This is a genomic window from Priestia sp. P5, from assembly GCF_029522155.1.
Lineage (GTDB): Bacteria > Bacillota > Bacilli > Bacillales > Bacillaceae_H > Priestia > Priestia megaterium_E.
Genome location: NZ_JAKWFJ010000002.1, coordinates 541,819 through 556,413, shown reverse-complemented (window position 1 = coordinate 556,413; position 14,595 = coordinate 541,819). Strand labels below are relative to the sequence as shown.

Below are 14,595 nucleotides of genomic sequence, written 5' to 3'. Positions count from 1 at the left end.
TGCCAATCGGCAGCTTTTTTATACGTACATCTTTTCTTTTACAGAAATATCAGCTAACTGTCCACTGCTGTTTTTGAACACCACGTGTTTTTTTGAAAACTTCGTTGGCGAATCAATACCGGCTGCGGCGGCTAAATTAAACAACCCTTCACGTAATGACAGCACGTAGTTGCACACGCGGTATGACTTTTCTTCAATAATAAGCGCTTTTTGCAGCTTCGGATCTGTTGTCGCTACGCCCACGGGACACCTATTATTATGACAAACCTGCGCTTGAATACAGCCAACAGAAAACATAAAGCCTCTGGCAATATTAACGCAGTCGGCACCCAGTGATAAAGCAGTTGCAATTTTATCAGCCGTTAGCAGCTTGCCGGATGCAAAAAGCTTCACTTCATCGCGAACTCCATACTTTTTAAGCAGTTCATCTACAAAAGGAAGTCCTGAAAACAGCGGTACCCCCGCTCCGTCCGCTAATTCTTGAAACGATGCGCCCGTTCCTCCTTCTGCTCCGTCAATCGTAATAAAGTCAGGACCGCTTCCTGTCTCTTTCATATACGCCGCCATTTCTTCAAGGTCATTTGTGTTTCCGACAACCATTTTAATGCCTACTGGCTTGCCCCCTACATCTCGAAGTTTTTCAATAAACTGGAACATTTCAGGATACGAAGCAAACTCTTTAAAACGGTTTGGACTGTCTACCGATTCTCCTGGCTTCAAGTTGCGGATTTTGGCGATTTCTTCCGTTACTTTTGAACCGTCCACGTGACCGCCTCGCGTTTTGGCTCCTTGCGCCAGCTTGATTTCAAACGCTTTGATTTGGTTCATTTCACTTTTCTTTTTAAATTCTTCCCAGGAAAATTCGCCTTCTTTTGTCCGAACGCCAAAAAGCCCTGGCCCAATTTGAAAAATAATATCGACGTTTCCTTTTAAATGATACGGTGACAGGCCTCCTTCTCCCGTGTTCATCCACGTGCCGCCTGCTCGTCCTAATCCTAATGATAAAGCGGTAATCGCATGGTCACCAAGCGCACCAAAACTCATGCCGGATTGGCCGATTAATCCTTTTACAACAAACGGCTTTTTGCATGAAGGCCCTATAACGACCGCTTCTTCATCCCGCAAATAAAACGGATCCGCTTCTTTTTCTTCTCGGTGCTCTCTTCGGCTGAATAAGTTATCCGCGTCCATTTTATATACTTTCGTTTTAATTTTTTGCGTATTATCCGCTTTCATTTCGTCGCGCTGCTTTGGGAACACCGCGTTTCGAATGTAGTAGCCCGGTTCGCTAAAATCACGCTCTGAGCCAAATCCTATCATTCGGTTGAGATACTTGCCTGACTTAACGGTTTGTTCATATTGATTTCGAGAAAACGGCTTGCCTTCGTTATTATTTAAAAATAAATACTGACGCAGTTCAGGCCCCATTTTCTCAAAAATATAGCGCATTTTCCCGAGCAGCGGATAGTTTCTCAAAACCGAATGCTCTTCTTGTTTTTCATCTTTCATCCAAAGAATAATAGCGATAATAACCGGCACTACAATCACAAGCATCATGACCGCACCAAAAATAAGTAAAATGATTTCAAACACTCCCATGATATCCCTCCTAAAAAGACTCTCCTATGCGGAGAGTCACTGATTAAAGCATTCTGCTTAGTCCTTTACGAAGCGGCGGCATTTCGAGCTCATGTTCTTTGAAAAACTTTTTCATGATGTGCTTTGAATAATTCGCTGCTTGTCCAAATGAAATTTTGCCTGGAAGCGGCGGTTCATCCGCAATAACGACATCAATCACAACAGGGACATTCGCAAGCGCTGCTTTTTCAAATGCTGTTTCGAGCTCTTCGTGTTTTTCAACACGATAGCCAATCCCTCCGCACGATTCAGCGAACTTTGCAAAGTTCATTTCACCAAGCTGCGTTTGGTAATCCAAATGACCTTGAATCGCTTGTTCATATTTAATCATCCCGATTTCACTGTTATTAAGGACGACTACAACGATTGGCAGCTTGTACTTCACAGCCGTCACAAAATCTTGCATGACCATCGTAAAGCCTCCGTCACCGCACACGGCTACCGATTGTTTTTCCGGATGGGCAAGCTTTCCTGCAATCGCAGCCGGAAGTCCGCAGCCCATCGTTGCCAGCCAGCTGGAAATGACAAATTTTTGATTCGTCATGCGGAAATGTCTCGCCATCCATACCGTCACGTTCCCGACATCAACAGATACAATCGCATCATCATCTACGATTTTTTGCAGCTTAGGAATGACTTGCTGCGGCTTGATTGGCGTACTCACTTCATTTTCTTCTTTTTCTACGTGCTTCCACCAGTTTTCCATATTAACTTGACACTCTTCTAAGAAACGGCGGTTTTCTTGATAATCTAAATTATGCGCAAGCTGCGACAGCGTCGTTTTCGAGTCTCCGACTAATCCAATCGATACAGGATAGCGTCTGCCAATTTGTGTGGCATCGGAATCTAGCTGTATTGCTTCGACTCCATCTGGTAAAAACTCACGGTATGGAAACGAAGTTCCAATCATAATTAACAAATCGGTTTCTTCCATTGCTTCATACGCCGGCTTTGTCCCAATCTGCCCGAGCTGACCGAGGTTATAAGGATGATGATCAGGCAGTATGCCTTTACCCGGAAGCGTAAAGATAATCGGCGCCGCGATTTTTTCCGCAAACTGTGCTAACTCAAGCTTCGCATGCTTTGCACCCGTTCCTGCTAAAATAACCGGTTTTTTCGCATATTTAATGGCTAGAAGCGCTTTAGCTACATCTTCTGGGTCACTGTGAGAAATGGATTTTGAGACATTAGCAATTGGCGTTTTTTCATCAATTTTAATCGTTGAAGACGGAATATCATCTGGAATAACTAGAACCGCAACGCCTTTTTTCGCATAAGCCGTTCGAATGGCTTGCTGCAGCAGATGCGGAAATGATTCAGGCGAGTCTACGCGGTGATTAAACACCGACACATCGTCAAAAACACGTTCTAAATTCACTTCTTGAAATGATTCATTGCCAAGCTTTGCACGTGGCACCTGTCCGGCTAGCACTAGCACCGGTGCACCGTCTGCTTTGGCATCATATAAGCCGTTTAACAGATGAATCGCACCCGGCCCTCCAATTGATAGACACACGCCGATTTTACCCGTGATTTTAGCGTAAGAAGATGCCGCAAGTGCGCCTACTTCCTCATGACGGACTTGAATAAACTCAATTTCATCTTTTTCACTGCGCAGATTGTCCATAAAATGATTGATTGAATCTCCCGGCATACCGAAAATGTGATCGATCTTCCATTCTTTTAACACGGACATAGCTGCTTTTCCAGCTGTAGTTTTTATCATATTCAGCCTTCCTTTCTTTAACTTTGTTTCTATTCCATACCACAATGAAAGAAAGACAAAACAAGGGACTTTCCCGTTTTTATGGAAAAGTCCCTTGTTTTCAGCTAAATAATTTAAATAAACTAAATTTTTTCATTGGCTCAGGCTCTAATTGATGAACCGGACGACCGTCGATAATCGCCTCTGCATTTTCAATAAAAAAATAAAGTTCTGACGCACCGTACATATCGGAAATGTAATCATACGCTTTTGAAAGTGAATAGTCGTGGTAATTGCGAGCATGAACGCCAGAGGCAATCACGTGGGCTAAGCGGTATTTAATAAACATACACGCCGCTTTTCTTTCTTTTTTTCCGTTTAAACCAAGAATACTAGCGGCGCTTAGCTGAACGAGTACGCCTTTTTTAACAAGCTCATACAAACGCTCAGGGTGATCTCGGAAAATCGGATGACATTCTGGTGAACGTAGAATAGGCACAACGCCTTTTGTGAGAAGATCATACAGCGTTTTTTCAAAATAAGGTGAGATATCATATTCAGGCAGTGAAAGAAACAAATATTTATCGGTGTGATTAAGTGTAAGAAGCTGATTTCGCTCATAGTTTCGCAGAAGCTGAGGCGATAAAGGGACAAGCTGACCTGGTAATACTTGTAGAGGAACACATGAATTTGTGAGCCATTCATTAGCTGCATTTACATAGAGAAATAAATGGTGTTTCATAAATTCTTGATCGCTATCATAAAGCGGCGTCGCCACCACGGACTGAACACCTTGATCCGCTAAGGAGCGTGCCATCTTCAAAAAGCCGTCTACTTCCTCAGGTCCGCTATCGATATTAGGCAATATGTACGTATGAATATCAATCACTTTATTTCCCTCCCTGCGTCTTGTATAGCTCTATTCTACGACGATTTCTAGTGTGAAACTATGTATTCTTCTCGACATTTACCTCCACGAACCCCGGAAAACCGCGTACTTTCCTGTCATCTACTTAACTAACAATATTTTACTATCACTCTATGTGAGAACGCAAACAAAATTTGTAAAATAACTCCAAATAATGATGATAAAAGAAGGGATTTAAATAGGTCTTTGTATGCAAATACCCTGATTAAACAGAAGTTAATCAGGGTACAAAGGGAAAAGTTAAAAGATTCCTAGAAATTTTGTTTTTTTGATGCGTTCAGGCTCTTGTTTATAAACAGCCTTTCCACTCGCAATAGCCTCAGCATTTTCCATGAAATGATAGAGCTTGCTGTTGCCGTATTTTTTAGAAACGGCTGAATAGGCTTTTTGCAGGCCGTACTGCTGGTAATTTTCACGATTTACACCTGATGCAATAACGTGTGCTAATCCGTGATCAATGAACTGATAAGCTGCTTTTTTAGCTTTACTGCCGTTGCGGCCCAGCACACTTTGTGCAGACAGCTGAACGACTGCTCCATTTTTTACGAGCTTGTACAAGTGCGGAGGGTTCTCCACAAATAATGAATGACACTCAGGCTCATTTAAAACCGGTACAATACCTTTTAGCTGAAGCTCGTAAGCAATATTTTCTAACACTTCAATTTCCACGTCTTGTGGAATGTGTAAAAACATATATTTTTCATTTTCATTTATTGTCATCGTGTAATACTCTTCGTTTGATACAATCATATTGGTAGAGGCAATTACTTTTTGACCTGGTAAAACGCTTAACGAAATAGAAGATTTTCTTAACCATTCATTCGCAAGATCCACGCCTTCTTTATAGCTGGAATCTTTTCCGTCATAAAGAGGTGCTGCTACGACTTCTGTTACTCCTTGTTTCACTAATACATTTGCCATTTCTAAAAACTCTTCTACACTTTTGGGACCACTGTTCACATTTGGCAAGATATTGGTATATATATCTATCATTTTTTTCTCCTCTTTCTATGCCTCAGATCATGGATAGTATTCCATGAATTATATTATATCACAGGGCTTTTTTTCTATCTTCTAGCATAAGTATCTATTTTTGCTCATGCTCTCTTTTGGGGTTGATAGACGTTCATTTTGTAATGAAATGCAACATTCTTTTCTTGAAGAAAATGTTAAAAAGAAACGATTCAAAATGTACAAGATAGAAAATGAGTAAATATACCTAAACACTGATTGACTTTTCTCTTCTTCTTCGTTTATAGTTTTTCTATATGTGTCTAAAAATGAGAAAATATTGTAGGAGTTGTAGATGAATTTGAAGAAGAAAATTGACATTCTAGGAAGCTGCGTTTCTAGAGACCCTTTTGCTATGTTTGACCATCAATATGAAATTAATGAGTATTTTGCTAGAACGAATATTATATCGCTAGCATCCAAACCTGTTGGACTTTCCATTCGAGGCATCCACATTGAGTCCAAATTCCAGCGTAGAAGTGTATACAATGATCTTAATAAACTTTTCTTAAAACATGTGGATGAAGAGCCTGCCGACACGTTAATCATTGACTTACTCTCTGAAAGATTAAGACTTATGAAACGCGGAGAATCTTACATCGCTCTTTCTAAAGAATTTGCTCAATCTAATTTAATGAATGATTTAAAAAGTAAAAGAATTGTAGAACGCACTGATGAATTATGGGAAAGCTCTGCTGATAAAATATGCGAAAGAATCAACGCAAGCAGCATTTCAAAAGTCATTATTCATAAAGCGTTTTGGAAAGAAAAATATGTAGATAAAGAAGGAAACGTTCAAGTTTTTGAAAATCAAGACGAAATTCAGCGTCACAATCAGCAATTAGAGTATATGTATACATACCTTGGCAACAAAATTAACAATAGTACATACCTTGAAATAAAAGAAGAATTTATGGCAGATGAAAATCACAAATGGGGTCTTACGCCAAGACACTATCAGCCAGCTTATTATGAAAGATTTTTAGAACAGCTTAACGCTTTACTTTTACTTGTTGCAGCAAATTAAAAAATAAAAGCACGCACCTTCTTTATAAGGTAGCGTGCTTTTTCATTATGAATTGGTAAAATACTCAGAGAGAAATTTGAACCATACCTTCTCACCTTCTTCGTTCGGTTGACCATTTTCATCAGATAAATACTTTAAAATGCCTTCCTCATTATAATCTGGCCATGCACTCCAATGATTTACAAACTCGTATCCATTTTCTTTAGCAAAGGTTTCTAAAGCATTTACGTCGTTAGGATAATTTTGAGCTTGATAGACCGGAGCAGATGGTTGAAAAATAGTAACTAGGTCTTTATTTTCACTTTCAATATGATTCATAATAATTTGCAAGTTATCAATTGTATTGTTAATACCTACTACGCCGTTATCATTTAATAAAAATGGTTCAAAAAGCAAGATATCAGGCTTTGCTTCTGTAATTTCTTCATACGTTTTTGATTTCACAAATTGTAATGTATTCATTTGTTTGTATTCATACAACTCTACATTTATTAAATCTGTCCCATATGTATCTTCTACTTTATCTTTCAATAAAGTTCCCCATGTCTTTACATCTTTCTCGGGAGCGGATCCTGCAATTACAAGTTTTACGGGATTTCCTGTTTTCTTTGCATTCTCTAATTTCTTTACAATTGATTCCGGCAGATTCTTAGTCTCGGTTTGCAGATCCTTTTTTGTTTCGGCTGCGCTTACTCTTATAGGCTTCGTTTCAAACTGTTTGTCTAATTGATGATTCCAATACATCTTTCCTGCTACTAAAGACGAGATAAAGATGAGAATAGCAAATGCATTAATTAAAATTTTCATAAAATGTCTCCCTTACTATATCTTTCTTTTTTTCTTTTATTATAATATAATTTTAAAGTACATGAAGAAATTTGATTAAATTTGTCATTTTTTTAATCATTTTGACGTGTTTTCTGATGAATAAGATAAGAATAATGGCTTACATAGAAGACATTTATTTTATCAATACATAAGGAAAAGGAAGAGAGGTTCCACATGGAAGAACAAGTACAACCTTCAAACGCGCGCAGACGCAAACGAAAAAAACCGAAAAAGAAACGCGCGTTTAAAATTATTCTTGGTATTATTTTAGTATTAATTCTAGGTGTAGCAGGCTATGCATATAGCATATGGCATTCCGTTGAAAAGACATTTACACAAACTCACGAACCGTTAAAACGTGATGTATCTGAAAAGCGCTCAAATAAAGTGAGCTTAGCAAATGGAGATCCTATTTCTATTTTACTATTAGGAGTAGATCAGCGTGCCGGTGACCGCGGACGTTCAGATTCTACTATTTTAATGACGGTAAACCCAAAGACACAGTCTATGAAGATGGTGAGTATTCCACGTGATACGCGAACTGAAATTGTAGGAAAAGGCACACAAGATAAAATCAACCATGCTTATGCTTTTGGTGGCGTAGACATGTCCGTAAATACGGTAGAAAAATTCTTAGACGTTCCTGTAGACTACTACGTTCAAGTGAATATGGAAAGCTTTAAAGACATTGTAGACGCTGTTGGCGGCGTAACTGTAAATAATACTCTTGCATTTGATTATGACGGCTACAGCTTCCAAAAAGGCCCTCTAACGTTAGATGGTAAAGAAGCATTGGCTTTCACACGTATGCGTAAACAAGACCCTCGCGGTGACTTTGGACGTCAACAGCGTCAGCGTCAAGTAATTGAAGGCGTTATTGACGAAGGAGCTAGCGTTCAGTCTTTAACAAACTACGGTACAATTCTAGATGCAATTGGCCAAAATGTAAAAACAAACCTTACGTTTGATGATATGAAGCAAATTCAATCAAACTATAAAGACGCACGTAAACATTCAGAACAGCTTCAAATAGATGGAAAAGGCCAAAAGATTAACGGTATCTATTACTATGCCGTATCTGATGACACGCGTAACCAACTATCTGCTGAATTAAAAGAAAGTTTAAATCTAAAATAAAAAAAGATCGCGGGATGTATCCCGTGATCTTTTTTTATTATGATTTCGTTACTTTTACTAATTCTGTGCTTTTAGCAACAGCTTTTTCTTTTCCAGCTTTCACGTATACGCGTACACGATAGTCGCCAGACTTCGTTAGCTTATAAGCCAACTCTTTTTTTGATGAATAAGGGATTTTTTGGAATAGCTTTCCGTCTTTATAAACGGAATAAGCGTATTTAAGGTCTTTCCCTTCCGCTGTTGTTTTTACTTCTAAGCGTTTGTCTCCTACGTTTTTAATAGAGACCTTGTTTAATGCTGTTTTTTCTTGTTGAGTTTGTTCCGTTTTAGTTGGTTTGCTTGCAGTTTCTTTGTCATTGCTGCAGCCTGTGAATAATAGTGCACCTGCTACGATTGGAATTAATACTTTTGCTTTCATTAGAGATCCTCCTTGAATAGTAGATATATCAATCTACATATCTATTCTCAATATTATTAAAATGCTTTATAAACCTTATGTATAAAACATTAAAATCGCTAAAAACAAAGACAGCATAGATAAAATGCCTACTTGAAAATAAAGCTTGAACGTTTTTCGTCTTTCTTTTTTCCGTTCACGTCGCTTCGTACGCTGCTCTAACGAGTATAATGACTGATTATACTCACTCTTTTCATTCATCAAGGCATATTCATCTTTTGCCTGATTAGCCAGCATATCTAGTTTATACTGCTTTTTCTCTTCATCAGTTAATCCATTAAACCATTTAACAAACTCTTTATATTTTTCTAAAACAACACGAGTGCCGCCAAATTGCTTTAACTCTCCAAAGTGAATCCACATGACCTTGTTGCATACACTGCGGATTTGAGTCAACGAATGACTGATAAAGAAAATAGTTTTACCTTGTTCTTTAAATTCATTAATCTTTTTCAAACACTTATCGTAAAATGTTTGATCTCCTACTGATAAAGCCTCATCGACTACCAGTATGTCAGGATTAGTATGAACCGAAATGGCAAATCCAAGCCTTGATTTCATACCGCTCGAATAGTTTTTAACAGGCTGAGTAATAAATTTTCCGATATCAGCAAATTCGATGATATCAGGAGTGATTTTTTTAATCTCTTCTTTCGTTAGTCCATGCATCAGACACTTCAATTCGATATTTTCTAATCCATTTAAGTTATTATTTAACCCTACCGAAATAGCAATTAATGATGTTTCACCATTGATTTTAATATCACCTGACGTCTGAGGCACAACTTGCGACAGCAAGTTAGAAAGAGTTGATTTTCCCGATCCATTAATTCCTACAACACCAATTGTTTCTCCTTCATTTACAGAAAAAGAAATGTTTCTTAGTGCGTAAAAGCTTTCATTTTTCTTTTTTGGAAAGAAAATTTCAAGCAGTTTATCGGATCTTTTTTTATATAAAACATACTTTTTACTAACGTTCTCAAACTGAACTTTTAGTGCCATAGATTACGCTCCTAGATTACAAGTAATCGATGAATTTATTTCTGAATTTCAAATGTAGGATTGATCCTACTGTTAGTATTAATAATGTGATAACCCAAAAATATAATGTGTATATCCAATCCTCATAAAACCAACCGTAACCTAACAATGAATATCTAAATCCTTGCACGATGTAAAAGAGTGGATTTAATTTTAAAATCGTTTCATATACATGTGACAATTTAGACGTATCCCATAAAATAGGCAATAAGTAAAGCACCATTCTCATTAATGATTGTAATATTTGCTGAAAATCTCTTATTAACGTTGAAATAGTTGATGTTAGCAGCGTGAGTGCAAATAAAAACACAAATAATGCTACTAAATAATATGGCAATTGAAGTAAATACCATCCCGGATTAATTCCGTAAATGACAAAGATAACTCCCATAACCAGCATCATGATGATGAACTGAAAACTGTTACTGACAATCGTGACAGTTGGCAGTACACTGACTGGAAACTTCATTTTTGAAACCAAACTTACCCTTGCATACACACTGTTTGAACCTTGAGTAATGGAAGGACTAATAAAAAACCAAGGGATTAACCCTGCAATTAGCCATACAAAAAATGGAATTCCGTGTACGGGTGCTCCTCCACGAATTCCTAATCCAAAAACAAGCCAGTACAGAAGAATCTGTATGGCAGGTCCTAAAAACTGCCATACAGCTCCAAGATAGTGCATTTGGTATTTACTTTTTGCATCATAAAGAGATAATCTCAATATTAAATGAAAATTCGAGGATTGTTCTTTCAAAATCCTCCCTACAGAATTCATGCCATTACTTCTTCCTTCTTAAGGAATGCATGTAGGTTACCATAGTTAATGTAGCTGAAATCGTCAGAACGGTTAGCTACCACGTTTTTCGTATCGAAAATACGTTTTGTTGCCATACCTTCCAATTCGCTCCAGTTTAATTCTTTAAATTCATTATGGTCTGTCAACACAAGAACTAGATCAGAATTGCGTACAGCTTCCTTGATATCTTGTTCAACCCAATCTTGTTCTACGTGAGGATCAAATGCGCGAATTTCGTATTTGCCTTCTGCTTTTAATAAATCATAGATTTCCATTGCCGGACTTTCACGGATATCGTCTACGTTTCCTTTATACGTTAAACCGAATACTGTCACAACGCGTCCGTCTACTTTTTCCATTAGAGCATTTGTGTTGTCTACTACGTATTGAGGCATAGATGTGTTAATTGTTCTTGCTAGATTAATAAGCTGCGCTGTTTTAGGCGCTTTTGCAACGATGAAATATGGGTCTACAGCTAAGCAGTGCCCGCCTACACCTGGTCCTGGTGTATGAAGGTTTACACGCGGATGCTTGTTAGCCATTTGAACAACTTCTAACGCATCGATTTCTAATTCGTTACATACTTTTGTTAATTCGTTTGCTAATGCGATGTTTACGTCACGGAATGTGTTTTCCATTAGTTTTGACATTTCTGCTGTTTTTGCATCTGTTTTAATGATTTCACCTTTTACAAATGTGCTGTATACCATTGCACCAGCTTCTGTACAGTTTGGCGTAAGTCCTCCAACAATACGGTTGTTGTGGATTAGTTCATGAAGGATTTGTCCTGGAAGTACACGTTCTGGACAATGTACTAAGAACACGTCTTTTCCAACTTCAAAGCCAGCTGCTTCTACTAACGGTTTCACATGGTCATCCATGCTGCGCGGTGCGATTGTAGATTCTACGATTAATACGTTTCCTTTTTCTAAGTAAGGAATAACGTTGCTTACAGCGCTTAATACATATGATAGATCACAAGATTTGTGTTGGTCATCATGGTTTGGTGTTGGTACAGCTACGATGAATGCATCTGCTTTTTCCGGCTGTAATGCTGCGCGGAATGTACCTTTTTCAATTACTTCATTTAATGCTTCCTGCAGACCAGGCTCTTCTAAATGGATTTTCCCATTGTTTAATGATTCAATTACGCGTTGACTTACGTCGACACCCACAACGTCCACATCATGTTTTGCAAACATAATAGACGTTGGTAATCCAATATATCCTAATCCTACTGTACAAAGTTTCATTTTATTTCCTCCTGTGTTAACTGCTTAATAATGTTTTATATAAAGACACTATTCGTGTCTCTAACCGCTTTTTGTTTGTATTGATTTCTTACAAAAATTCTACATCTGTATTCGCCTTTAGCTCTTGGCTTGTAACGAAAAATTTCTTCCTCGATATAAGACGTTTTGTGAACGATTTTGTCGTCTTTGTAAATGTAGTATGCGTACTCCAAATTGCCGTGGCCTTCTGTATCACATCTTGCAATAAAGTAGCTCTTGTTATCTTTTAAAAGAGCTCTTTTAATTTTAAATGGCACATGTTCGACATACTGCACATCTAAAATTTCGCTAATCGTTCGGCCAAGATACAGAGGAAAATAACCTTTCAAATCCTTATGGTTTGCTCGATCTTCTAAATCTAGCGTTACTTTATACCCTCTGTCTTTTAGCTGGTGATACAGCGGAAGAACATGACTTTTGTGATGATAATCCCACGTTCCTACATACAAACGGATGTCTGGTGCGCTATCTACAGGCTGATCTAGTAAGTTAAATAGAATTTGATTTAAGTATTCTTTGTTTACATTATCCGAGCCTGAAATATACTCTGCAATGTTGACATGCTCTGCCTGATCAATCAAAAAGTCTCCTAATTTACTTTGAGGAGCACCGGCAATTACTTGTCCAAAATGATACTTAATTCCATAGTATAACGCCGCATAGCCGCCTTTAGACGAGCCTACGGTCATAACATTTTTGTGCGTAAAACCGTGCTTGGACATAATATATTGAATAAGCGAAGATACGCTTGTTTCAATCACATGATTTCTATTTTTGCCTAAGTAGTAAGATCCTTGTTCACCAAAATCATCTAAAATGAAAAGTTTATTTGCTCCAACTTCATCTAACGTTTTCATATAATTATATACATAATGATATTTATTAGCTAAAGCAGAAAAGACAATAACCAATTTATCCTGTAATGTCTCATCAGCTGCTGGAACAAAATGATACTTCACGCCATTCATAGATTGATAGTGTGACTCTAATTCAAATGGCCCTTGATCTCTTGCTGCGATTTTATAATTCGCCAAGCGGAATTCTGTTACTACTTCAACGGAATCTTTGCCGCTGCTGAAATCCAGTTCCAGCACAGTAGCAGGCTGTTTCGATTCCATTTTAGGAAATACCCATCCTTGCACGTGCGGAACTGTTTGTTCACGCACTGCTCGTATATTCACGTCTGTAGTAGACGTAATTTCAAGTTCAGCTACTTTGTTATTGTTTCTAAATAACTCCACAATTTGATCTCTTACGTGAACTTCTAAGTCCGGAGCTACATGCCAAAACAGCTTGTATTGATGAGTATCTTCTGAAGCGATTTGATCACGTACAGTGATATGCTCAAGCTGCTTGTTATAGCGTACGTTACGCGTATGGGTAACTCCACTATAACGTTCATTCACTCCCGTTGCTTCCGAGTAGTCTTCCGTTAGCTGATAATCTTTTATATATACTTTTTCGTGCTGATGATCCACTCGAGGAAGACCGCGGCCATCCACGATTAGCGTGTTGTGTCCAAATGAAGAATATGCATATTTCGTAAACTTATCTTTGTAATTATATCCATTTGGCCCAGCTTCCGTAATGATATCACCGTTTGAATAAATGTGCATATTTAAGTCGTCACTGTGCTTATGGTAACTAGTGTGATAAGCTGCAGAAAACAGTACGTACGTTTCTTTTTCTTTTCTTTCCCATCCGCTCCTGAAAATCGCATAACCGGAGTCTTTGAACACCGCATCTTTTTCTACAGGCATTCTCCCAGCTTTACCTTGGTGAACTGCATATAGAAACTCTTCACTTTTGTACAAGCTTCGGTAACTGCTGTTTACAACAGGCTTCGATTCTGTATCACAAAGAGGCGGGAACAGTCCGTCTGGTCGAATAATATAGGTTGCATATTTTTCTGTCTTTTTAAATAAATCAACAAAAAACTTTGCATGGTTAGGGCTCAAATCTTTCAGCCATACGACCAATTTATTTAAATAATTAGATACAAGAAAATGATACGACGGCGAATGTTCCTTATGTACGCCTTCTTCTGTATACACATAGGTAAAGTAATCAACGAGACGCTTTAATGCAATATCACGATAACGATCCGACTCATTATCTGCCTCTTCGAAATACATCGCGTAAGCAAGCAAAGAAATATCTTGGAACATGCCGTGATTTGTATTTGTTGAATGAAAATCATCTTGAGACAGTAAATTAGCTGTTTTAGCCATATTCTCTAAGATAAGCTGTTCATCCGACGAAGCAAGCTTGTCCTTCGCTAAGATGTATAATCTCAACCAATACTGCAAACGCATTGCCGTTGTTTCATCGTGAAAAGCCATTTCATTTGAACCATTAGGATAAGGATTTTTTTGAATCCAATCTTTGACTAAACCAATGGCTTTATCTTTGTACTGCTCTTCTTTGGTTTCTTCGTAAGCATCCGTCAAACATCCTAAAAAAGTATGACCATGAATCAAGCGTAAAAAACTTCTAGATTTATCTTCATTCCATAGAATTCCTTTTGGGTATCGAATGACCCCAAAAGGCGGAAGCGGATATTTATTACCCATAATGTTTTTAGCAGCTGCTAGCGGATCTTTATTCCGACTTTTCGGTAAGATCCTCATCAGCTTTTGAATTTTTTCTTCATCCAATGCCGTTAATGCTTTTTTTGTATTTATCATTCAGTCATTTCCCACTTTCTCATATGCGCGCTGTACGCATAC

12 protein-coding genes are annotated in these 14,595 nt (G+C 38.0%); 2 read left to right on the top strand and 10 right to left on the bottom strand.

What is annotated here, in order from left to right; translation table 11 throughout:
• Nucleotides 1-18: 18 nt before the first annotated feature.
• From MMB69_RS19575 to MMB69_RS19560, 4 genes are all read right to left on the bottom strand, one after another.
• Nucleotides 19-1,599 (bottom strand): FMN-binding glutamate synthase family protein, encoded by a 1,581-nt coding sequence (locus tag MMB69_RS19575; RefSeq protein WP_277448288.1) that lies wholly within the window; start codon nucleotides 1,597-1,599, stop codon nucleotides 19-21.
• A 43-nt stretch (nucleotides 1,600-1,642) separates the two neighbouring features.
• Nucleotides 1,643-3,364 (bottom strand): pyruvate oxidase, encoded by a 1,722-nt coding sequence (locus MMB69_RS19570; protein ID WP_277448287.1) that lies wholly within the window; start codon nucleotides 3,362-3,364, stop codon nucleotides 1,643-1,645.
• A gap of 100 nt (nucleotides 3,365-3,464) precedes the next feature.
• Nucleotides 3,465-4,232: a tyrosine-protein phosphatase gene (locus MMB69_RS19565; protein WP_221813102.1), complete on the bottom strand. Its 768-nt coding sequence runs from the start codon at nucleotides 4,230-4,232 to the stop codon at nucleotides 3,465-3,467.
• Between the two features lie 279 nt (nucleotides 4,233-4,511).
• The gene (locus tag MMB69_RS19560; RefSeq protein WP_277448286.1) at nucleotides 4,512-5,264 is read right to left on the bottom strand and encodes a CpsB/CapC family capsule biosynthesis tyrosine phosphatase; all 753 of its coding nucleotides are present in this window, start codon (nucleotides 5,262-5,264) and stop codon (nucleotides 4,512-4,514) included.
• Between the two features lie 313 nt (nucleotides 5,265-5,577).
• Between MMB69_RS19560 and MMB69_RS19555 the strand changes: the two genes are divergently transcribed.
• Nucleotides 5,578-6,309: a DUF6270 domain-containing protein gene (locus MMB69_RS19555; protein ID WP_098239346.1), complete on the top strand. Its 732-nt coding sequence runs from the start codon at nucleotides 5,578-5,580 to the stop codon at nucleotides 6,307-6,309.
• 45 nt (nucleotides 6,310-6,354) lie between these two features.
• Here the strand turns inward: MMB69_RS19555 and MMB69_RS19550 are convergent, their stop codons facing one another.
• A complete protein-coding gene (locus tag MMB69_RS19550) occupies nucleotides 6,355-7,116 on the bottom strand; it encodes an SGNH/GDSL hydrolase family protein (RefSeq protein ID WP_277448285.1) in 762 nt (253 codons plus the stop codon).
• Nucleotides 7,117-7,311: 195 nt separating this feature from the next.
• Between MMB69_RS19550 and tagU the strand changes: the two genes are divergently transcribed.
• Nucleotides 7,312-8,274 (top strand): polyisoprenyl-teichoic acid--peptidoglycan teichoic acid transferase TagU, encoded by a 963-nt coding sequence (gene tagU / locus MMB69_RS19545; protein WP_277448283.1) that lies wholly within the window; start codon nucleotides 7,312-7,314, stop codon nucleotides 8,272-8,274.
• Between the two features lie 37 nt (nucleotides 8,275-8,311).
• Here tagU and MMB69_RS19540 read toward each other — a convergent pair whose 3' ends face one another.
• The 5 genes from MMB69_RS19540 to MMB69_RS19520 form a co-directional block, all read right to left on the bottom strand.
• Nucleotides 8,312-8,692 (bottom strand): triple tyrosine motif-containing protein, encoded by a 381-nt coding sequence (locus tag MMB69_RS19540; protein WP_043979836.1) that lies wholly within the window; start codon nucleotides 8,690-8,692, stop codon nucleotides 8,312-8,314.
• Between the two features lie 75 nt (nucleotides 8,693-8,767).
• Nucleotides 8,768-9,733 carry a teichoic acids export ABC transporter ATP-binding subunit TagH gene (gene tagH / locus MMB69_RS19535; protein WP_057241646.1) on the bottom strand — a complete coding sequence of 322 codons (966 nt, stop codon included), beginning with the start codon at nucleotides 9,731-9,733 and terminating at the stop codon, nucleotides 8,768-8,770.
• 16 nt (nucleotides 9,734-9,749) lie between these two features.
• Nucleotides 9,750-10,553 carry an ABC transporter permease gene (locus tag MMB69_RS19530; protein WP_049163404.1) on the bottom strand — a complete coding sequence of 268 codons (804 nt, stop codon included), beginning with the start codon at nucleotides 10,551-10,553 and terminating at the stop codon, nucleotides 9,750-9,752.
• On the bottom strand, nucleotides 10,550-11,827 hold the full coding sequence (locus MMB69_RS19525) for a nucleotide sugar dehydrogenase (RefSeq protein ID WP_277448282.1): 1,278 nt from the start codon (nucleotides 11,825-11,827) through the stop codon (nucleotides 10,550-10,552). Before MMB69_RS19525 ends, MMB69_RS19530 begins: the two co-directional genes overlap by 4 nt.
• Nucleotides 11,828-11,862: 35 nt before the next feature.
• Nucleotides 11,863-14,553, bottom strand: a complete 2,691-nt coding sequence (locus tag MMB69_RS19520; protein ID WP_277448281.1) for an accessory Sec system protein Asp2 — start codon at nucleotides 14,551-14,553, stop codon at nucleotides 11,863-11,865.
• Nucleotides 14,554-14,595: the final 42 nt, after the last annotated feature.